Here is an 18,741-nt window from a genome sequence, read left to right as displayed (position 1 = left end):
CGAGAAAATATTATGAACACGATCACACAAAGTCCAGTCGAGAAGGTGTCGGAGGTTTCCCAGGTGAGCGCTGTCTCGCCAACCACCAACTGGCGTGGCATGTTCGGCCTGCGCGAGCGCGGCGTCTACTACGCCCTGCTCTTGTTGATCGCGGTGCTGACACTGCTCACCACCTACCTGGGCCAAGCAAACTATCTCAGCGTACTGAACCTCTCGAACGTCGTCTACCAGTCCTCCCTTATGGCCATCATGGCAGTCGCGATGACGGTGGTTTTGATCAGCGGCAATTTCGACCTGTCGGTTGCATCGGTCGCCGCGTTGGCGGCGGTGGTCCTAATCGGCAACGCCGACGCAATCGGTTTTATCCCCGCCGCGGCACTAGCAATGGGTGTTGCAATGGCCATCGGCCTCATCAACGGCTCGATCGTCCAGTTTCTCGGCATCAACGCGTTCATCGTCACACTCGGCACGATGACGGCAGTGCGAGGTCTGGTCCTCATATACACCGACGGGCGTTCGTTGTCCGCGTCCGACCCAACCGTCATCGAAACGATGAAGGCTTTCGAGGGCGGTCGCCACGAGGGCTTCTGGGTGATCTTGGCAGGCGGCGTCGTTCTGCTGGCGCTTGGTATCATTGGACTGATCAAGGCAATCAGTGGCAAGACGCCGCTCCGCTCTTCCTCCGTCGGGATGACGATCGGTGGAGTCGGCTTCCTCCTGCTTGCTTGGGCATCCGGCGGCGAACTGACGCTTCGCAACCCGGTCATCTATCTGGCGATCTTCACCACGATTGTGTGGTTCACGCTTAGCTTCACGATGGTCGGACGGCGGCTCTACGCTGTCGGGGGTAACTCGGAAGCAGCTCGCCTGTCCGGTATCAACGTCCTGATGTACAAGCTCATGGCGTTCGTTTTCTGCAGCGGAACGGCCGGCTTCGCAGGCATCTTGTTTGCAAGCCGCCTTCGTTCAATCAACCCTGCCGGCCTTTCGGGTGCTGAGCTTACGGTCATAGCCGCGGCCATTCTCGGTGGAACTTCCTTGTTCGGCGGTGCAGGCAGCGTGATCAAGACGCTTGCTGGCGCTCTCCTCCTCTTCTCGCTGACCAACGGCTTCAACATGCTGAACCTCGGCGCAAACTGGCAGGGCTTGATCGAAGGTATCGTCGTGGTGGTAGCTGCTGCCATCTATACGGTCGGCGGCAATAAGTCGAAGTCGAAGACCGGCGGCTGACCTGACAACTATCCCGCGGCCGCCGGTCCTCCGACCGGCGGCCGCTTTTCTTTACCTTGAAACACTGGAGTGAAATTCGTGACCGATATTCCGCGGGTAGACTACAATGGCAAAGTTGCCTTCGTGACCGGGGCTGGGAGCGGTGTTGGACGGGCGACTGCCCTCGCCTTTGCCAAGGCAGGTGCATCAGTTGCCGCCGTCGACATCAGCGAGAAGAGCCTCAACGAGACGGTAGCGCTGATCAACGATGCCGGGGGCAAAGTCCTCCCTCTCATCTGTGACGTTACCAAAGGCGATCAGGTGAAAGCAGCGCTCGATAAGACCGTCGAGGCGTTTGGCCGGCTAGATGCCGCCCACAACAACGCCGGCATTGAACAGCCTGCGCAGCCAATTGGGGATATTTCGGAAGAGCTTTGGGATCGCATCATCTCGGTCAACCTCAAGAGCGTATTCCTCTGCATGAAGTATCAGATCGAGATTATGCTCAAGCAGGGTAGCGGCGCGATCGTCAACACCGCGTCTGGCGCGGGTGTCCTCGCTATCCGCAATCAATCTAGCTACTGCGCATCGAAGTTCGGCGTCGTCGCAGCGAGCAAGGTTGCAGCGCTCGAGTATGCCGACAAGGGCATCCGGGTTAACGCCATTTGCCCCGGCATCATCGATACCCCAATGATCTCGCGCTACACGAATGACACGGATGAAGGTCGCGCCTTCATGATTGCCCAGGAGCCGATCGGTCGCATGGGTCGTCCGGAGGAGATTGCTGGCACGGTCCTGTGGCTTTGCTCGGACGCGGCCGGCTTCGTTACCGGCCACGCCATGATCGTAGATGGCGGCCAGACCGCAGGAATCTGACCGATTTACTGGTCAGGCGAGACACCTGACCAGTTCCGTTGCATCTTCAAGGGTTTCCAGATGTTCGGCGAGGGCTGCGGCTCTCGCCGAAACTGTCTCAGGGACAGGGTTGGCCGCGACGGACGCGCACTCGAAAAACTTCACGCAGACGTCTTCCCAGTTCATCGGATTGTCGGCGTTACCCGGGACACGATGGCCCTCCTCTATCCAACGCCCGCCATCGCGGGTGGTGATTTCCACACGACCGGGCGGCAACTCAAGCTTCCAATCAAGCGCCGCATCCCGGATCAAAGTCATCTTCTTGCCGACAGAGAGCACCTGTTTGTCTTGGAGCGCCGCCTCTGTGAAGTCAGTGACGCTCATTCCCCTGCGAACCACGCCGACCGACACGAGGTAGGGGAGACTGAACTTTGCGTCTGCAAGCGTCGCCGGTGCGCGCCGCTCCTCCAAAGGCTGGCACATAAGGTCGTGGTAATCGCCGACGTGGAGCCGAATCTCGGCGATTTCGTCCGGTTGGATGTTGTTGCGGGTGACGATATCGATGGCGGCTTTCATGTGGCTGTGCGCGGTACCGACACATGGCCAACGCTTGTAGAGCGTTCCGCTTCCAAGGAACTCACTGCCAAGCCCCGCGACGATCTTGTCGCGATCGTAGCGCCCGCCGAAGTACGTATTCATGAAACCATACTGGCCTTCGAAGGCCTTATCGATGCCAGCCACACCCTTCTCGGCCATCATGGTCGCAAGCACAGCTCCCTTGGCCGAGAACCCCGCGTACATGCCGCGGAGGTCGCTTCCCCTGCCCGCGACCATTTCCATAATCCCCGATGACTGCATCGTCGCGATCCCCATAGCAGCCGAGGTGCGCGCCGCAGAGAGACCCAAGACCCGACTTGCGGATGCAGTAGCGGCGAAGACCGCCAGGACCGTGGACAGGTTCCAGTCCTTCTGCCAACCCACGTTGCACCTGAGCCGAGCGAAGATGTCCTGACCAGCAGCGACCGCCGCGATCAGGTCCTTACCGTTGATCCCGCCCCTGCGCTCGGCGAGCGCAAAAACGGCCGGCACGATCGAGCTGGCCGTATGTTGGCCCCATGGCGTTTGGTCATCGTAATCGAGGCAATGCGCGAGCGCGCCGTTCGCCATCGCAGCCATCAGGGCCGGAGCCCGGCCTCCGAACCCCAGAACGGTACAGTCGGGGCGACCGCCTGTTTCGGCGACAATCTCCGCGACCGCTCGGACTGCCGGCTCCATACCACTAGCAGCGAGGATGACGCCAAGCGTGTCGAGGATACTCTTCTTGGCGGCCCAACGCGCGTCGTCATCTAGCCTATCATAGGTCACCTCGGCCGCATGGGTGCCGAAAAGATGGACGAGATCGCGCTTATCATCAGTCATTGTCGAAAACCTTGTTCTTCACCGAATGCAATGATGTCGCACGAACGAGCGCCGATCTCATCTCCAACCTTCACACGGCGGATGAACCCAGAGATGGGATATAACTTTTACTTATATCAAAACTGAACCTCGCGAGATTGATGGTTCTCAAGTGAACTCCGAAATGGAAAGTTCAAGGCACATACATGGAGGAGAGAATATGCCCACATTGGCTGGCAAAACCGTACTCATCACAGGCGCTTTAGGCACGATCGGCAAATCACTTGTGTCGCGCTTTGCCCAAGAGGGCGCGAAGGTAATCGCATCGGACCGTCCAGATGCGCAGAATGTCGACGAGGTCCTCAAGGAACTGGCGAAGGACGTCCGCTACTTCGGCGCAGACCTCAACCGGCTGTCCGATCTCGAAAAGTCCGTTACCCGCCTTGCTGACGAAGTCGGCGGCATCGACATCCTCGTGAACAACGCAGCATTTGTGGTCAACAAGCCGCACGAGGAATTCTCCATCGAGGAGTACGAGGAAGAGGTCCGCGTGAACTCGAGCGCGGCATTCGTGCTGTCGAGAGCCTGCAGCACCCTGATGAAGCAAAAGAAGTACGGGAAGATCATCAATCTGACCTCCCTCACCCTCAACGGCAACTGGGAAGGATTTGTACCCTACGTAGCTTCGAAGGGCGCGATGTACGGCTTGGTGAAGTCGATGGCCCGCGAACTAGGCAAGTACAACATCACCGTGAACGGCATCTCTCCCGGCGCGGTTCTGTCGGATGCCGAATGGCGGCACTTTGGCGAAAAGCGGGAAGCCTACCATCAATGGATTCTTGAGCGTCAAAGCATCAAGCGCAGGATCGAGCCGGTGGATATCGCCAACCTCGCCGTCTTCCTATCTAGTCCGCTGGCGGACCTTATAAGCGGACAGGACATCCACTGCGACGGTGGGTGGTAACGACCGGCAATGGGAGGAATACTGATGAACGAGATCAGGCCGAAACTGTTTGCGGACGGTTTTCTGTTCCTCGAATCTCCAAAATGGCGTGATGGTCAACTCTGGGTCTCGGACGTCTTCGATCACAAGGTCTATTCGCTGACAGCGCGTGGTGAGCGGTCGAATTGTCTCGAAATTCCGAACAGACCGTCTGGACTGGGCTTCCTTTCCGACGGGTCGCTCGTGATCGTGTCGGCCAAGGATCGGAAGCTCCTCCGATACGACGGCAATTCGGTCTCCGATTACGCCGATCTTTCCTCCCATACCAAATGGTGGCTCAACGACTTCGCGGTCGATTCACTCGACACGATTTATGTCGGCGATTTCGGGTACGACTTCGTTGCGGGACAGCCTCCTCAGACCACGAATCTTCACCGCGTGGATCCTGACGGCTCGGTGGCCGTCGCTGCCCGCGATGTGGATTTCCCGAACGGCTCCGTAGTCATCAACGGTGGCCGCACCCTGGTGGTTGCCGAGACGTGGAAGGCACGGATCAGCTCGTTCGATATCGATTCCGCCGGCAATCTCAGCAACAAACGCCTCTTTGCTGATCTTTCGGGCAGGCAGCCTGACGGAATCTGCGCGGACGAGACCGGTGCGATCTGGGCCGGGATTTATAACACGGGCGAGTTCGTCCGCGTGCTGAATGGTGGGCAGATCACGGACAGCATCAATTTCGAAGGGTCGGGAATCTCGTGCACGCTGGGCGGGGAGAATGGCCGTCGCCTGTTTATGACGGCATTTCTCGGAACAGAAGCCGACATGGCAGCTGGCCTACCAAAGAGCGCGGTCTTCTACGTCGACCTATAAGGCCACCGCCTTGGGTCCTAATGATATAATATAAAGCTATAACGGCCTTCGCGGCACCATTGTCGCCTGACGCCTCCGTGATAGCGTGATGCCAAGTCAATCTCACAACAGTCTGGAACGATGAAACCGATCCTTTCCTTCCCGCCACTCGCCGGTATGACCTATCCAAAACTCGAGGAAGCTGACTGGGTTCGGATTGTGCCCGCACCTGAACAGGTCGCCTCCCTCCCTGAGAGCGAGCGACAGACCGTACGCGTTCTGATGACCAGCGCGACACGCGGTTGCAGCGCCGAGCTTGCCGCTGCCCTCCCAAACTTGGGTTTCGTCGTTTCGCAGGGGGCTGGAAGCGACAAGATCGATATACCTGCTCTCGAGAAGCGCGGAGTTCGCGTCCGCTGTGTCGGCGAAGCGCTGACTGATGATGTCGCCGACCTTGCGATGACGCTGACGATTATGCTTTGCCGCGACCTGGTCCGCGCAGACGCGTTCGCGCGCAACGGCGACTGGCAGAACGGGCGCTTCGAGGTAGGCGACAGCCCAGTAGGAATGACTATCGGCATCGGTGGCCTCAGCGGCCGGATCGGCCAAGCGATCGCCGCTCGCGCCTCCGCCTCGAAGATGAAGATCGCAGGGCTCAAGCGTGGTTCCAACGAGGGTCTCGGTGCAACGCTGTATGAGGGATGGGAAGCACTCGCCGCGGCAAGTGACATCCTTGTACTGGCTGTCCCCGGAACGCCGGACCTCAAGAAAATCATTGGTGCGCAGGAACTGGCTGCGCTCGGACCAAAGGGCCGTCTCATCAACGTAGCACGTGGCAACCTCGTCGACACTGAAGCTCTCGTTACAGCACTGGAAAACAAGACTATCGCGGGCGCGGCATTGGATGTCCTCGATAGCGAACCGGTGATTCCGCCCCGGCTGGCGGCGCTGCCCAACGTAATTCTGACCCCGCATATCGGCGGTCAGACGTGGGGCCAACGATCCCGAGGCGCGCGGATTGCGGAGGACGAGGTTCTCGCATTCCTGGCGACCACAACGCATTGACGGCCGCACGCGCCGCCGAGAACATCAGAGCGAGATCGACTTTGATCGATCTCCAAAGGACAGATGACATGACAGACAAAGAGCAATACACCTACCCCAAGATCGGCCTCCTGATTGACGGAGAATGGATCTACGATCGCGAGGCCCTCTGTGAGGTAGAGAACCCCAGCGACGAGACGATCCTCGGCCAGGTGCCCAAAGCCAGCGCCCAAGACCTTCAGAACGCTTTGGCATCTTCTGCCCGCGGTTTCGAGGTGTGGCGTAAGACCCCTCCGACGGAACGGGCCGCAGTGATGCGGCGCGCCGCAGCACTTGTTCGTCAACGGGCAAAGGAGATTGCGCCAATCTTCACGGCCGAGTCCGGACGTACCTACGGTGAGGTGCTGGCCGAGATCGAGCGCTCCGCGACCTTCCTGGATTGGGATTCGGAAGAAATCCGTCGCCTGTATGGCCGTATTGTGCCGACCGACCCACCAATTCAGCAGTTTGTGGTTCGCGAACCCGTTGGCCCCGTGGCCGCCTTCACGCCGTGGAACGTTCCGATGAGCGCTCCCTCTCGCAAGATCAGCGCCTCCCTCGCTGCTGGATGCTCGGTCATCCTCAAGCCAGCCGAAGAGACCCCCGCGACCGCATGCATGTTCGCGCAGTGCTTCCTAGACGCCGGCCTCCCCAAGGGCGTTTTGAACGTTGTCTTCGGCAACCCAGACGAGGTGTCTCGCACGCTGGTCCTGTCGCCGATCACTCGTCTCGTGACGTTGACTGGTTCGATCAACGTCGGCAAGCACCTCACCAGGCTTGCAGTGGAGACCATGAAGCCTGTCCTCATGGAGCTTGGCGGCCATGCGCCTGTGCTGATCGACGAGAATACCAATGCGGACGAGATCGCTCAGTTGGCGGTAAACTGGAAGTTTCGGATGGCGGGGCAGTTCTGCTCGGCTCCTTCTCGCTTCCTTATTCATCGCTCGCGGTATGATGATTTCGTCGAAAGCCTCACTGAAAAGGCCAGCAAACTCAAAGTCGGTGATGGCTTCTCCGAAGGCGTGCAGATGGGTCCCCTCGCCAACCGTCGCCGCTTGGCCGCAATGGCCGACCTTGTCGACGACGCGGTCTCTCATGGAGCGAAGGTCACGACCGGCGGCAAGCGTGTCGGCAACCGAGGCTGGTTCTACGCACCGACTGTCCTCGCGGACGTACCCCTCGACGCCCGGGTAATGAGCGAGGAACCTTTCGGACCGATCGCTCCGTGCACGGCAGTGGATTCCATGGACGAAGCGCTCCAGATCAGTAACAGCCTCAACATGGGCCTTGCTGCGTTCGTGTTCACTAATAACATCGAGCGCGCCAACCATCTGTCTCGCGAGCTTCAAGTCGGGTCGGTGGCACTTAACGTGTTCACCAGCCCAGGCGGCGATGCGCCGTTTGGCGGTTACCGAGAAAGCGGAATCGGCCGCGAAGGCGGGACTGAAATGTACAACAGCTACACAGTTGCCAAGACAATCGCAGAACGCCGCGTACGAGTTTGATTTTTAAGCTCAAAGCTCTAGACTCATCTTGGAATGAATGGAGGTGAGTTCTGGCTATGGTGCTCGAAATTGATCCTAAGAAGCTGCTCTACTTCGCCGCGGTGATTGAGCAGGGTAGCTTGAACCGCGCAGCACGTCAGCTGAGCGTGTCGCAGCCTGCCCTGTCGACCTCAATGGATCGATTGGAAGCTGAGCTTGGGATGCAGCTCCTCGAGCGCGGCCCGAAAGGCATTGTCGCGACAAGGAAGGGCGACATCCTTTACTGTCATGCGCGTCTCATCAGGGAAGAGATCCAGCTCGCTGAACGTGACCTGTTGAACGCGGACGATTGTCGCAGCGAGTCGATCCGCATTGGCAGTCTACCAAGCCTAGCAAGCAAAATCGTGCCGATGGCACTCAGCAAATGGCGAGAGACTCACGAAGGTGGCCACCTCGAGGTTGTCGAAAACGCTCAGGTCGATCTTCTAACAGGCCTGCTGCGGCGGGACTTCGATTTCGTAATCGGGTTCACCAAGGTCTTCGACATGCTGGACGGTCTCCGTCAGCGGGTGCTGTTCCGTGACACCCTGCGGGTCATCGCTGGGATAAACCATCCATTGCGCAAACTGGAAACGCTAACCTGGAACGATCTCGTCAAATACCCGTGGATCAGTCCGACATCGCGCAGGACGCACACTGTCTTGGATCACATTATGCGGACCATGGATGCTCCCCTTCCCCAGATCACGGTCTGCGGATCGGTGTCCCTGCTCAAGTCGTTGGTTGCGGAGACCGAACACTTGGCCTTGCTGCCGGCCCACGCTGTCCGCGAAGAAGTTGCTGAGCAGCGGCTCTACGAGCTGCCCTTCTACGACGCGACCCTGAATCGGGATATCGCGGTTTTCTTCCGCGAGGGTTACGTCATGGACCAACCAAGGAAGGACTTGGTGGCGTGTGTCACAGAGGTCGGCATAGAGCTTTGCAGGGATAAGGTCGAGGATGTTCCCGCCTAGTGCCACCGCCGCAATTCGCTCGCCTCGATCGAACATAGGTGGGGCTATAGCATCCTCTCGGCTAGGCCCTTGTCACTGCACGAAAAAGCTGTTGAGTTTCGGAGCCTTCGGCCAGGCGCGATGGTTAATGAGGTCGCAGAGCGACACGGCCTGAAGCCGAACCACTTGTCGACTTGGCGAACGATGGCAAAGCTCTCATCGAACGGTGAAAGCACAATTTCCTGGTGCGACCAAGAAAGTGGTTGCCCGAGCCACCTTGCTGAGTGTCATCCTTTCAGCGGAATCCGATCCCGATACTCAAGCGCTTCACGACCTTGCCATGGATACCCGTGACAATTCCGTGCAGGATTTGTGATCTTGAGATGGGGAATTGCGAAAAAGAATGGCATCGACACGATCGCCCTGAGGTCCAGCGGCTTTTTCCAAAGCACTTCGGACGGCGGGCGCGCTCGTCATGTGCGACGACGCCTCGCTCTTGGCGGGTTACGACCAGTCTCACCTTTGGTAGATAGGGTGAGGCCGCACAGCACGCGCCGTCGTTATTTCTCAAGCCGTTCGACAAGCACGGCCGGGCGGTATAGACCGCCACCTGCCTGGCAGCAGCGCCTTGGAAGGAAAACCAAATGGACGCCAAATATCCGGAAGCGCGGACGCACTTGTTCGAAGCAGTAAGAGCACTATCGACATCGCGCGGCCAAGTGCGGTCAAGCGGTTGGTAAGCTGCTTGGTCATGTCCTCGATGGACGTCGAGGACCACGCTCCGGACTTGGAATACGCTTTAGCGGATTGACGATCCGACCCAGTGCGCTCCCAAACGAGGCGGTCTGCGAGCTCGTCTTGCCGCTACCCTCTGGGCGCTCTTTTTTTGCCATGGTCAGCTCCAAGATTTGAGACAGGAGCTTATCGCACTCATCCCATAGATCACAGAATATTCGCGCTATTGAGTGATAGAATGTCGACCAATGCCCTCCAACGCAGGTATCCTATGGCGTTTAGGCAGAGCCTCTGCGCAGACACGCAAGCAGCGCTAATTTCCTCGACGAGCAAGATTCTGTTGACAAAGCGGCTTCGTTCAATCCCAAGAGTCCACATTTCTTAAAGGCCATGAGGCAATCGGGGGCTCGCCAGCGCGGACATCTTTGTAGGTCGAGCTGATTTTGTTCAGCACGGTCTCGTCGTGTCTCGATCTCGTAAAAGGTGCCGTCGGCGACCCGAATAATCACCCAAGGGATGTCCGGCTCTGCGAGTAGAGAGCCGACGAACTCACCCCAGATCACTTGCCGCGTATTCTCGGCTAATGCCGCCAAGTCCGAGCCGGAAATCTCAGCACACTGATGTCGACAGTTTTTGCTGCTTGTCCAGGTGGAACAACGACCACCGAGGCAAGTTTGTCTTCCTTCAACACACCTCGAAGGAAACATCATGCTCACAGGTGGAAATTTTGGAGGATACGATGACTGACACGGCCAACGACGTTGATACAGTTTGGAGCCTGACGGAGAAGATCGGCTTCTGCATGCTGACCACGCAGTCAGCAAGCGATTTGCGTGCTCGCCCGATGGCTTCTCATGCGGATCGTCTAGAAAACGCGTTCTATTTTCTCACTGATGCAGAGGGACATAAGGACGATGAGATCGCACAACGTCCGGAAGTTTGCTTGGCGTTCGCCGACAGTAAGGGTCAAAAATACGTCTCTGTCTCTGGTACTGCGGAAGTGCTGAATGACCGAGACCGGATCAAGGAGCTTTGGTCCACGCCCGCTAAGGCATGGTGGGAAAACCCCGACGATCCTTCCATCCGAGTTTTGAAGGTGACGCCTTCATTCGCCGAATATTGGGATAGCCCGGGCACTATCGTCAGCTACATCAAGATGGCGGCGGCCGCGTTGAGCAGCGTTAAACCCGACATGGGCGACAACGCCAAAGTGGCTATGTAGGACGGAGGATGCGATGGCCGACGACCTACACGAACGCACACGGCTCCGCGCCTATCAGCTCTGGGAGGACGAAGGCCGCCCTGAGGGCGCAGCCCTGAAACACTGGCTTCAGGCCCTCGACGAAATTAGCGGCGATGACGAGCACGAAACGTTGCAGGAACTCATCGACGAAGATGATCGTGAGGACGAGCAGGTGAAATGGGGTGATGAGGACCATGTTGATCAGACGACTGACCAACCATCGACGGAACCGGTGCCAGAAGTCGAGATAACAACTGGCAAGAAGCCAGTCCGCCAGCAGCTGAAGCGGACTGAAGGACCTTGAGCCTGCTCTGGCGCTGGGCAATGCGATGAGGTGACAAAATAGAAGACACGACAGACGAAGGTGCACAGCTCAGCGCGGTCGTTGCCGAAGTGGAGGCCGTCGAGTTTGGGCGGATAACAATTGTCCAAGTCTCCACAATCTTTGGCGAGGAGCGAGACTTTCGGACTTTGGCCGTGCCTGGCTCCGACCAGCACCAGATGATCAATGAGTTGGAGCTGATCGCGCTTGTTGAGCCATTCGAGGGGTATCCGATGCAACAGGCCGCCGAGTAGCTAGGCTCCTTGAACGACAAATGCCCTAGTGACTGGGCGGAAAATCGTCATCCGGACTTTCGGGGAACAGATTCCGCCTCATCTTACGGAGGCCCTCGGCCTCCCGTTTTTGCCTTGAGAGAATCACCCTCGTAACATCCTCAAACGCTGCACCGTCGTTCTCGGCGATCCGAACGGTTCCGCCTTCGGAAAGGAACTGGCAGAATGCCTCAACCGACCGAAGTCGGGTTGTAAGTTCGATATAGCGATCTTCAGAGCGATGCTGCATGACTACCTCCACAACGAACTTTTCGCTTACACTTCGGCAATAAGATGACCGCTCATCAACAAGATTAAGTTTTGGCGATACGTCGAGAGTTTACCTCTTCGGCCAACATTTCCGAGGGCCTCGCAATGACCGAGAACTTGATCGTGGGCTTCAACTGTTAACTTTGTTCTTGATCCGTTCCAGATAAGCGGTATTTTTGATCTCATGGACAAACAACAATTCCTCCAGCAACAGTATCTCGATGTGTTGGCGTCGGGCGCTCACGTCTGCCAGAGGTGGCAGGCCGCGTTCGAAAACTTCTATGTCGACTTGGTTGACGCCACTCCGACCTACCCGTCCCGACGCTTTCTTATGTACAGGGACCCCGATATCGGTTTCGATCCGGGCAACGTCGAATGGCATTTTCGCAGGTCACCTGGCTATGCACCGGCTAAGCTCAATGCCGTGGAAAAAACGAAGACAACAACAAGGGCCAAAAAGGCTGCTGCGGCAAGAAAAGCTAGACGGGAGGAAACTCGTCGCAAAGAGGCCGAACGCCAGAAAGAAGAACGTCGAAAAATGATCGCAGAACAATACCATCAATGGGAGGAGAAACGGCTGCGAGCGATAGACTGATGTCGCATTACGCAACGGCAGGCGTCAGGGAGATGACTGCCGCATGTGTAATCTCTACCGCATCACACGCCATGGGGATAATTTGCGTATGGTTGATGCAAGGCGAATAGCCGAAGATCGCACCGGGAGCGTCTGGAACTCCGTCCGCGAGATTGCGATCAGTGTTCCATGGTGGCAACAAACGCCGCAAGCAATCTCACTATCGGTTTGGTACCGTCAATGCCGACGGAGTTTCCGGGTGGCGTTATGGTGGCTAACGCGGGTAACGACGGGCTTTACACGTTGAACGCCGAAAACAGATGGGATTTCGTTGACCAGAGCCGCGAGATTGCCGGGAATGTCATCTACCTCTTCAAGCTTCCCATCGAAAATCAAGCCGTCCTGGTCAACGGCAGGGAAGGACTTTTCCTTCTGGTCCGGAAAACCGATGTGCGAGCGGTCGCGTGCTTGAGGTAAATTGCCGGTAGCAGGTCATCTCGTTGATAGACACCCGCGCCGCGATATCCGGCGGTTGGCCAAGCGACCGAGGCTAATCGCAATTCTGTTGGTAGTGAAAGGGTTGGGCTCCGTCATCGGCCGCGTGCGCATTTGGCTCTACAGGATGCCTGGGCCGATCTTGTGGCATTTGCTCCATAATGCCGCTTAAATCGCACTTCTACCGATCAAAGGCCGGGCATATGGCAAGGCGTTCGATGACGATTGATCATTCAGGTGGATATGGCCGGAGCGGACGGTCTCTGGTGATTCGCAGCGTTCCATTCAGGCACTCGCCGCGTTCGGAGTTGCCTGACGGGCGAATTCATCCGGTCGATCTACGACTAGGGCCAAGGTTCAAGTAGGCGATTGCGTGCTTCTCCATTCCGCGACATCCTCCATCTGCACCCAGATTGTTTCCTCCGCCCCCGCGCGGCCATGCTCCAGCTTATAGGTCGCGACTTGGCCGAAGATGTCGGCGTACTCGAGTAGCCGCGCTTCGGAGGCATCGGGGGGCGAAGCGATGCCCTCGAGCGCCTCGCGCGTCACGATTACCAGCCAATTCTCCGTCTTGTCGCTCATTGGTAGGTGGCCGTTCTCGTCCCGGATGAACGGCGGCAAGTCACGGCGCGTTTGAAGCGACATTTGCTTTCCTCAAGTAAGGGCCTGGTATTGGCAGTCTTAGCCCAACATAGATCGCTTAGTTCCTATTGCCATCGGATTTTTATATACGTCCGGTTCGGGCGCTCTTGCCATCAACAGCGGTAGTTTTCGGAACGGCCTTTCGCGCTTGGTCAATGTGCGAAAACACCGCTTACGTCCCACCGCGAGCGCCGTCGGTCTTCGCTTCGATTTCAGTTGAACAGCGACAAAACCGTTTGAAATCGCGAACGAAATGCCCGGCCCGGATTTTTCCGATTTTTCAACGCTTCGGCCTTGGGTTGGGCGGCGGCAGCTTGGAGCGGGTAGCGGGAACACGACCCGACAGTCTCAATGGACATTGTCGCCGCTTGAACCTTTCACAGGCCCGCCCCGCAGCCGGGATATGGGCTTGTTTACCTACCAGAGAGTTTAGTTCGCTGGTCATCGAGCGTGTTGCCGAGGATGCGATCCCTGCGATCTCAGTCGGAGATAGAATAGTTTTGCGCTCGCTGGCAGCGGATGCTCTTCGCGGCAAGATCAGACAGGAGCGAATGCTGGAGGTACAATAATGCCGGCGTGACGGGTCACGCCGGCATTTGGAGTTATCAGAATTTCGGCAGCGTGACCGTGAAGAACAGCGACTCTTCGTTGGCCCTGATGTCCACCGGAGCGTCGGACGGCAGAAGCTCGATCGCCGTCTTGTCTCCGTAGGTTTTGCCATCAACCGTGATGTTCCCCTTGCTCATGAAGAGCACATCGATCTGGTCACGCGAGCCAGTGTTGAACGTCGCGCCGGCATCCACCTTGATAAAGCCAATCTTGGTGTTGCGCTCGGTGAAGATACCAAGAAGCTTCGTCGAGACACCCGGCTTACCCGTAGCGATCCAATCGTAGGATTCCGGGTCCATCATGACGACGTCGTCGTAGCGAGGCTTGGCGAGCACCATTTTCTTGCCCATCGCTTCTTCGTAGCAAGCCGTCGCGCCATCCACGTTGTGCTTCTGACCCTTGTCGTCAAACCACGTGAAAATGCCGTCCTTGAACTCGCCCTTGGCCTTGAGAGCCTCGTTCGCAGCTTCACGAAGTGGTGTGCTGAGGAAGCCTTCTCCGCTCGCGCCACCGAACTGGATAACCATCATTTCGAGGCCCTCCGGCCGATCCTGCGGCCCGTAATGGACGCTTTCCGGGAAGTAGGCCACGGAGCCCTCGCCCATGATCTTGTGCGGAGAGGCCGGGTATTTGCCCTTGAGGACGTAGCGGATCTGATCGAAGTTGTGGCGGTGGCGCGGAGTGCCCCAACCGCCGGAGCCCGTGAGACCTACGTTGAGCAGGTAGTTGTTCGGAGAGCCATCCTCTCCCTGCAGCAGGAACTTCTGATCGAGCTTCCCTACACGCATCGATCCGACTGCGCCGCCCTCTGCACTAGCTACATCTGAAATACGCATCTTTCACTCCTCTCTTGTCTTCGGTGAAAACCTTCCGGTTGCCTTCAGATAATCGAAAAGTGGGTCGCTCCGTAATCCTCCCCAAAATTGAGCTATAACATCCTGTTATTGCTGCTGGCCCTCGACCCTCCGGCGCTCTTGATCGCGATCATCGTTGCCTTCACAACCTTAGCACAGCCAGATGGCACGAATGATGAAGTCAGAACGCGGGCGTCCCGCGAGTTTGGAATTCCATATGCATCCGATCGAAACGCCTATCAGAAACCAGATGAAGACGCGTATGAACGCCGGCGAAGTCGCTGTTGGCATGATTGTGCGCATCGTCCGCGGTGTCGAGATCGCAGCGATCGCCCGAAGCGCGGGCTTCGACTGCCTCTATATAGATCTGGAGCACAACAGCTTCTCGCTCGAGACTGTCAGCCAAATAAGCATCACGGCGGCAGCACTGGGTGTGACGCCGCTCGTCCGAGTGGCGGGGCACAACAAGGCGGACATCAGCCGCACGCTCGAAACGGGCGCGCAAGGCGTGATCGTTCCTCACGTTGAGACCAAGGCCCAGGCGGAAGACATCGTTGAGGCAGCATTGTTCGCCCCCAAAGGCGATCGCTCCCTTCTCGCAACGAACGCCCACACGCTCTTCCGTGGCGGTCCAGCTGCCGAGACAATGGCGAAGATGAACGAGGCGACCTTGGTCGTTGGCATGATCGAGTCTGTAAACGCTGTCGCAAACGCCGCCGACATCGCGTCGGTCGATGGCATGGACATGCTGCTAGTGGGAAGCAACGATCTCTGCAATTCACTAGGAATTCCCGGCCAGCTAGACAGCCCCAAGGTGATGGAGGCGTACAAGCACGTCCTCGAAGTCTGCAATGCGAAAGGCAAGCACCTGGGCGTGGGCGGCCTCAACACGCGTCCCGAGATCGCGAAGGAAATACTTCGCATGGGCGCGCGCTACGTCTCGACTGGCAGTGACACCGGCTTCCTGACGAACACGGCGATCGCGACAGCCGCCTCGTTTCGCTGAGCCCAAAAAGAACATAGCCGCCGACTTGGCGGCCTGAGGAATCACATCGATCCACTGGACCGCAAAGCGATAGTCCAGTTGGAAAGTCTATCGGAGGACTATCGTGAACATTGGAACCGCCTCGAACAACTTAGCTTCGCCTCTCCTAGCGGAAGCTCGTGACTTCAGTGTTAAAGACCGGGTCGTCCTCGTGACGGGGTCAGGACAAGGCATCGGCCGCGAACTCGCCCGCCAGTTCGCAGCAGCCGGAGCGATTGCCGTAGTTGCCGACCTTAGCCTTGCCAACTCCGAAAGCGTTGCGAAAGAGATTTCGGAAGCGGGTGGCAAGTCCTTGGGGTTGTCGGTCGATGTCTCCAAGAAGGATTCAGTCGATGCAATGGTCGCTGCGGTTCAAAAGGAATTCGGTCGCATCGATGTTCTGGTCAACAACGCATCCCTGTTCTCCGCACTCGTCAAACGGCCGTTTGACGAGATACCGGAGTCGGAATGGCAGAAGGTGATGGACGTCAACGTGAACGGCGTGTTCTTCTGTGCCGCTGCCGCAGCCTCCGGGATGCGGGATCGTGGATTTGGTCGCATCATTAATATCTCGTCTGCCTCCGTCCACCGTGGAACAAAGAACTACCTCCATTACGTGACCTCGAAATCGGCGCTGATCGGGATGACAAACTCTCTCGCCCGCGAACTTGGGCCGTTTGGTGTCACAGCGAACTGCATTCGTCCCGGCACCGTCGCGACCGAGGTCGCCGAGCGCAAAGCCAGCCTGACCCAGGAAATCCTTCAGCGGAACATCGATCTCCAGTGCATACCGCGCACGATCGTCCCATCGGACTTGGTTGGCATCACGATGTTCCTCTCGTCGCCTGCCGCCTCCTTCATCACCGGGCAGACGATCGCTTGCGACGGCGGTTACACACACAGCTTCTGATCGATCGATCAAGCGGAGTAAGTTGATGAAACACTACGGAAATCTCTACATCGATGGCCGCTGGCAGGAGCCTGCCAAGGCAGGCCAGAAGCTGTTGACGGACCCATACACGGAAACGCCGTTCGCGTCCGTCGCCACAGGTGGCATGGCTTCCGATGTGGACAAGGCAGCCTTGGCAGCTCGCCGCGCCTTTGAGACCTTTTCCAAAACGTCACTCGAAGAGCGCGCCGAACTCATCGACCGCATCATCGCCGCCTACGAGGAACGCGTCGACGAGTTCGCCGACGTCATGGCGCAAGAAGTGGGCATTCCTGTCAGTGCACGAGCGCAGGCAACCGGCCCCATCGGCCATATGAAGGTGGCCCGCGACCTTTTGCGGACATACCATTTCGAGAGCCGCCTCGGCGGCACTATCATCCGCCGCGAGCCGATCGGCGTTTGCGCGCTGATCTCACCTTGGAACTGGCCCGTCCAAACGCCGGTCATCAAAGCGATTTACGCGATCGCAGCGGGATGCACCGTGCTTTCAAAGCCCTCAGACGCATCGCCGATCAGCTCGATCATTCTCGCGGAGGTCTTCGAAAAGGCGGGCGTTCCCGCTGGTGTATTCAACCTCATCATTGGCCGGGGCAGCGAAGTTGGCGCGGCCATGTCGACCCATCCCGAAGTCGATATGATCTCGTTCACGGGATCGACATCCGCTGGTGCCCGGGTTGGCGAAGCCGCCGCGCAGACAATCAAGCGTGTTTCGCTGGAGCTTGGCGGCAAGTCGGCGAACATCGTGCTCAAGGACGCCGATCTCGAGGAGGCGGCTCGGTGGAATATCCAGCGCTGCTTCTTCAACGCCGGCCAATCGTGCCATGCTCCCAGCCGGATGCTCGTTCACGAAAGCCAGATCGACGAAGTCTCCGGTTACCTGGTCGACGAGGTCTCGAAGTACAAGCTTGGCGATCCGCGCGATCCGGCCACCACGATGGGTCCCGTCGTCAACCAGTCCCAGTACGACAGCATCCAACGCTATATTCAGATCGGCATCGACGAAGGTGCTCGTCTTGCCTGCGGCGGCACTGGCAAGCCCGAGGGCCGGAACCAGGGCTACTTCGTCAAGCCGACCGTCTTTACCCACGTCACAGCCGAGATGACGATCGCCAAGGAAGAAATCTTCGGTCCGGTGCTCGCTGTAATCCCCTACTCCTCCGAGGAACAGGCCTTGGAGATCGCGAACGACAGCCCCTACGGCTTGGGTGGCTACGTGTTCGCTGGCGACAGAAAAAAGGGGTACGAATTCTCTGCCGGTCTTCGTGCAGGACGCATCTGTTTCAATGGAGCGGCCACCAATTCGGTTACGCCCATGGGCGGCTACAAGCAGTCGGGTATCGGCAGGTCGATGGGAAGCGTCGGCCTCGAGGAATACCTTGAGATCAAATCGGTCTATGGGTTTGACGAGGAGGCAACCGTGTTGCCGGAATTCGCATGACCGCACCAGTCGGCCAGCGCACCCACAAAATTGCCGCTATACCGGCCGATGGTATCGGTCCGGAAGTGATCGGTGCAGGCCTTGAGGTATTGGAGGCGCTTCAACGGCGCTCTGACGGACTACGGTTCGAAATAACGCAATTCGGCTGGGGATCTGACTACTACCGCAAGCACGGGAAGATGATGCCAGACGACGGCCTGGCGCAGTTGCGATTGCACGATGCGATCTATTTCGGCGCGGTCGGCGCGCCAGACATTGCCGACCACATCACCCTGTGGGGCCTGCGGCTACCGATTTGCCAAGGCTTTGATCAATACGCGAATGTCCGCCCGACGCGGATCCTCCCGGGGATACCGACCCCTCTGCGGGATAGAGGGGTCGGTGACCTCGATTGGGTGATTTGTTGGTTTCCACGCGGAACTGAGCCGGTTTTTCCACCGAGAAGTGAGCCACCTCTAAGTATGGTTTTCTGATCAGGGTTTGGTCAAGGGATTGGCTTTT

18 protein-coding genes and 1 pseudogene are annotated in these 18,741 nt (G+C 58.0%); 16 read left to right on the top strand and 3 right to left on the bottom strand.

Going from position 1 to position 18,741, the window contains the following annotated elements:
* Nucleotides 1–12: 12 nt before the first annotated feature.
* Together ASC97_RS19335 and ASC97_RS19330 are read left to right on the top strand one after the other, a co-directional pair.
* The gene (locus tag ASC97_RS19335) at nt 13–1,230 is read left to right on the top strand and encodes an ABC transporter permease (RefSeq protein ID WP_057469982.1); all 1,218 of its coding nucleotides are present in this window, start codon (nt 13–15) and stop codon (nt 1,228–1,230) included.
* A 69-nt stretch (nt 1,231–1,299) separates the two neighbouring features.
* Nucleotides 1,300–2,085: a glucose 1-dehydrogenase gene (locus tag ASC97_RS19330; RefSeq protein WP_082530071.1), complete on the top strand. Its 786-nt coding sequence runs from the start codon at nt 1,300–1,302 to the stop codon at nt 2,083–2,085.
* A 12-nt stretch (nt 2,086–2,097) separates the two neighbouring features.
* On the opposite strand, the gene ASC97_RS19325 is transcribed toward ASC97_RS19330, so the two are convergent.
* The gene (locus tag ASC97_RS19325) at nt 2,098–3,483 is read right to left on the bottom strand and encodes an MmgE/PrpD family protein (protein WP_057469981.1); all 1,386 of its coding nucleotides are present in this window, start codon (nt 3,481–3,483) and stop codon (nt 2,098–2,100) included.
* 199 nt (nt 3,484–3,682) lie between these two features.
* Here ASC97_RS19325 and ASC97_RS19320 point away from each other — a divergent pair, with 199 nt between their 5' ends.
* The 10 genes from ASC97_RS19320 to ASC97_RS19270 all read left to right on the top strand — a co-directional run bounded on the left by ASC97_RS19320 (nt 3,683) and on the right by ASC97_RS19270 (nt 12,706).
* Entirely contained in the window at nt 3,683–4,426 is a 744-nt protein-coding gene (locus ASC97_RS19320; RefSeq protein WP_057469980.1) for an SDR family oxidoreductase, read from the top strand.
* Between the two features lie 24 nt (nt 4,427–4,450).
* Nucleotides 4,451–5,275, top strand: coding sequence for an SMP-30/gluconolactonase/LRE family protein (locus tag ASC97_RS19315; RefSeq protein ID WP_057469979.1), 825 nt, complete (start codon nt 4,451–4,453; stop codon nt 5,273–5,275).
* A gap of 120 nt (nt 5,276–5,395) precedes the next feature.
* Nucleotides 5,396–6,319, top strand: coding sequence for an NAD(P)-dependent oxidoreductase (locus ASC97_RS19310; RefSeq protein ID WP_057469978.1), 924 nt, complete (start codon nt 5,396–5,398; stop codon nt 6,317–6,319).
* A gap of 68 nt (nt 6,320–6,387) precedes the next feature.
* Nucleotides 6,388–7,842 (top strand): NAD-dependent succinate-semialdehyde dehydrogenase, encoded by a 1,455-nt coding sequence (locus ASC97_RS19305; protein ID WP_057470028.1) that lies wholly within the window; start codon nt 6,388–6,390, stop codon nt 7,840–7,842.
* A 56-nt stretch (nt 7,843–7,898) separates the two neighbouring features.
* Nucleotides 7,899–8,834: a LysR family transcriptional regulator gene (locus tag ASC97_RS19300; RefSeq protein WP_057469977.1), complete on the top strand. Its 936-nt coding sequence runs from the start codon at nt 7,899–7,901 to the stop codon at nt 8,832–8,834.
* Nucleotides 8,835–8,903: 69 nt separating this feature from the next.
* Nucleotides 8,904–9,167, top strand: a complete 264-nt coding sequence (locus ASC97_RS36285; RefSeq protein ID WP_156390409.1) for a transposase — start codon at nt 8,904–8,906, stop codon at nt 9,165–9,167.
* Nucleotides 9,168–10,287: 1,120 nt separating this feature from the next.
* Nucleotides 10,288–10,770, top strand: a complete 483-nt coding sequence (locus ASC97_RS19295) for a pyridoxamine 5'-phosphate oxidase family protein (RefSeq protein WP_057469976.1) — start codon at nt 10,288–10,290, stop codon at nt 10,768–10,770.
* Between the two features lie 13 nt (nt 10,771–10,783).
* On the top strand, nt 10,784–11,095 hold the full coding sequence (locus ASC97_RS19290) for a DUF2934 domain-containing protein (RefSeq protein WP_057469975.1): 312 nt from the start codon (nt 10,784–10,786) through the stop codon (nt 11,093–11,095).
* Between the two features lie 744 nt (nt 11,096–11,839).
* Nucleotides 11,840–12,250, top strand: a complete 411-nt coding sequence (locus ASC97_RS19275) for a hypothetical protein (protein WP_057469972.1) — start codon at nt 11,840–11,842, stop codon at nt 12,248–12,250.
* 219 nt (nt 12,251–12,469) lie between these two features.
* Nucleotides 12,470–12,706, top strand: coding sequence for a hypothetical protein (locus ASC97_RS19270; protein WP_156390408.1), 237 nt, complete (start codon nt 12,470–12,472; stop codon nt 12,704–12,706).
* A 375-nt stretch (nt 12,707–13,081) separates the two neighbouring features.
* Here ASC97_RS19270 and ASC97_RS19265 read toward each other — a convergent pair whose 3' ends face one another.
* Entirely contained in the window at nt 13,082–13,369 is a 288-nt protein-coding gene (locus ASC97_RS19265; protein WP_057469970.1) for a hypothetical protein, read from the bottom strand.
* A gap of 602 nt (nt 13,370–13,971) precedes the next feature.
* A complete protein-coding gene (locus ASC97_RS19260; RefSeq protein ID WP_057469969.1) occupies nt 13,972–14,811 on the bottom strand; it encodes a hypothetical protein in 840 nt (279 codons plus the stop codon).
* Nucleotides 14,812–15,046: 235 nt separating this feature from the next.
* On the opposite strand from ASC97_RS19260, the gene ASC97_RS19255 reads away from it, so the two are divergent.
* The 4 genes and pseudogenes from ASC97_RS19255 to ASC97_RS19240 all read left to right on the top strand — a co-directional run.
* Nucleotides 15,047–15,835, top strand: coding sequence for an HpcH/HpaI aldolase family protein (locus ASC97_RS19255; RefSeq protein WP_057469968.1), 789 nt, complete (start codon nt 15,047–15,049; stop codon nt 15,833–15,835).
* 103 nt (nt 15,836–15,938) lie between these two features.
* A complete protein-coding gene (locus ASC97_RS19250) occupies nt 15,939–16,763 on the top strand; it encodes an SDR family NAD(P)-dependent oxidoreductase (protein ID WP_057469967.1) in 825 nt (274 codons plus the stop codon).
* A gap of 25 nt (nt 16,764–16,788) precedes the next feature.
* A complete protein-coding gene (locus tag ASC97_RS19245) occupies nt 16,789–18,240 on the top strand; it encodes an aldehyde dehydrogenase family protein (RefSeq protein ID WP_057469966.1) in 1,452 nt (483 codons plus the stop codon).
* Nucleotides 18,237–18,641: pseudogene (locus ASC97_RS19240) on the top strand (isocitrate/isopropylmalate family dehydrogenase); the annotation flags it as partial. The gene ASC97_RS19245 and the pseudogene ASC97_RS19240, both read left to right, overlap by 4 nt.
* Nucleotides 18,642–18,741 lie beyond the last annotated feature (100 nt).

This window comes from Rhizobium sp. Root1203 (assembly GCF_001424945.1).
Taxonomy (GTDB): Bacteria; Pseudomonadota; Alphaproteobacteria; order Rhizobiales; family Rhizobiaceae; genus Rhizobium.
This window is presented reverse-complemented; position numbering and strand designations above follow the sequence as displayed.

Excerpts from the sequence above, each read along its gene's own strand:
- ASC97_RS19335 (WP_057469982.1), top strand. The coding sequence starts at position 13 with ATGAACACGATCACACAAAGTCCAGTCGAGAAGGTGTCGGAGGTTTCC.
- ASC97_RS19325 (WP_057469981.1), bottom strand. The coding sequence starts at position 3,483 with ATGACTGATGATAAGCGCGATCTCGTCCATCTTTTCGGCACCCATGCG.
- ASC97_RS19320 (WP_057469980.1), top strand. The coding sequence starts at position 3,683 with ATGCCCACATTGGCTGGCAAAACCGTACTCATCACAGGCGCTTTAGGC.
- ASC97_RS19315 (WP_057469979.1), top strand. The coding sequence starts at position 4,451 with ATGAACGAGATCAGGCCGAAACTGTTTGCGGACGGTTTTCTGTTCCTC.
- ASC97_RS19310 (WP_057469978.1), top strand. The coding sequence starts at position 5,396 with ATGAAACCGATCCTTTCCTTCCCGCCACTCGCCGGTATGACCTATCCA.
- ASC97_RS19305 (WP_057470028.1), top strand. The coding sequence starts at position 6,388 with ATGACAGACAAAGAGCAATACACCTACCCCAAGATCGGCCTCCTGATT.
- ASC97_RS19300 (WP_057469977.1), top strand. The coding sequence starts at position 7,899 with ATGGTGCTCGAAATTGATCCTAAGAAGCTGCTCTACTTCGCCGCGGTG.
- ASC97_RS19295 (WP_057469976.1), top strand. The coding sequence starts at position 10,288 with ATGACTGACACGGCCAACGACGTTGATACAGTTTGGAGCCTGACGGAG.
- ASC97_RS19290 (WP_057469975.1), top strand. The coding sequence starts at position 10,784 with ATGGCCGACGACCTACACGAACGCACACGGCTCCGCGCCTATCAGCTC.
- ASC97_RS19275 (WP_057469972.1), top strand. The coding sequence starts at position 11,840 with ATGGACAAACAACAATTCCTCCAGCAACAGTATCTCGATGTGTTGGCG.
- ASC97_RS19270 (WP_156390408.1), top strand. The coding sequence starts at position 12,470 with ATGCCGACGGAGTTTCCGGGTGGCGTTATGGTGGCTAACGCGGGTAAC.
- ASC97_RS19265 (WP_057469970.1), bottom strand. The coding sequence starts at position 13,369 with ATGTCGCTTCAAACGCGCCGTGACTTGCCGCCGTTCATCCGGGACGAG.
- ASC97_RS19260 (WP_057469969.1), bottom strand. The coding sequence starts at position 14,811 with ATGCGTATTTCAGATGTAGCTAGTGCAGAGGGCGGCGCAGTCGGATCG.
- ASC97_RS19255 (WP_057469968.1), top strand. The coding sequence starts at position 15,047 with ATGCATCCGATCGAAACGCCTATCAGAAACCAGATGAAGACGCGTATG.
- ASC97_RS19245 (WP_057469966.1), top strand. The coding sequence starts at position 16,789 with ATGAAACACTACGGAAATCTCTACATCGATGGCCGCTGGCAGGAGCCT.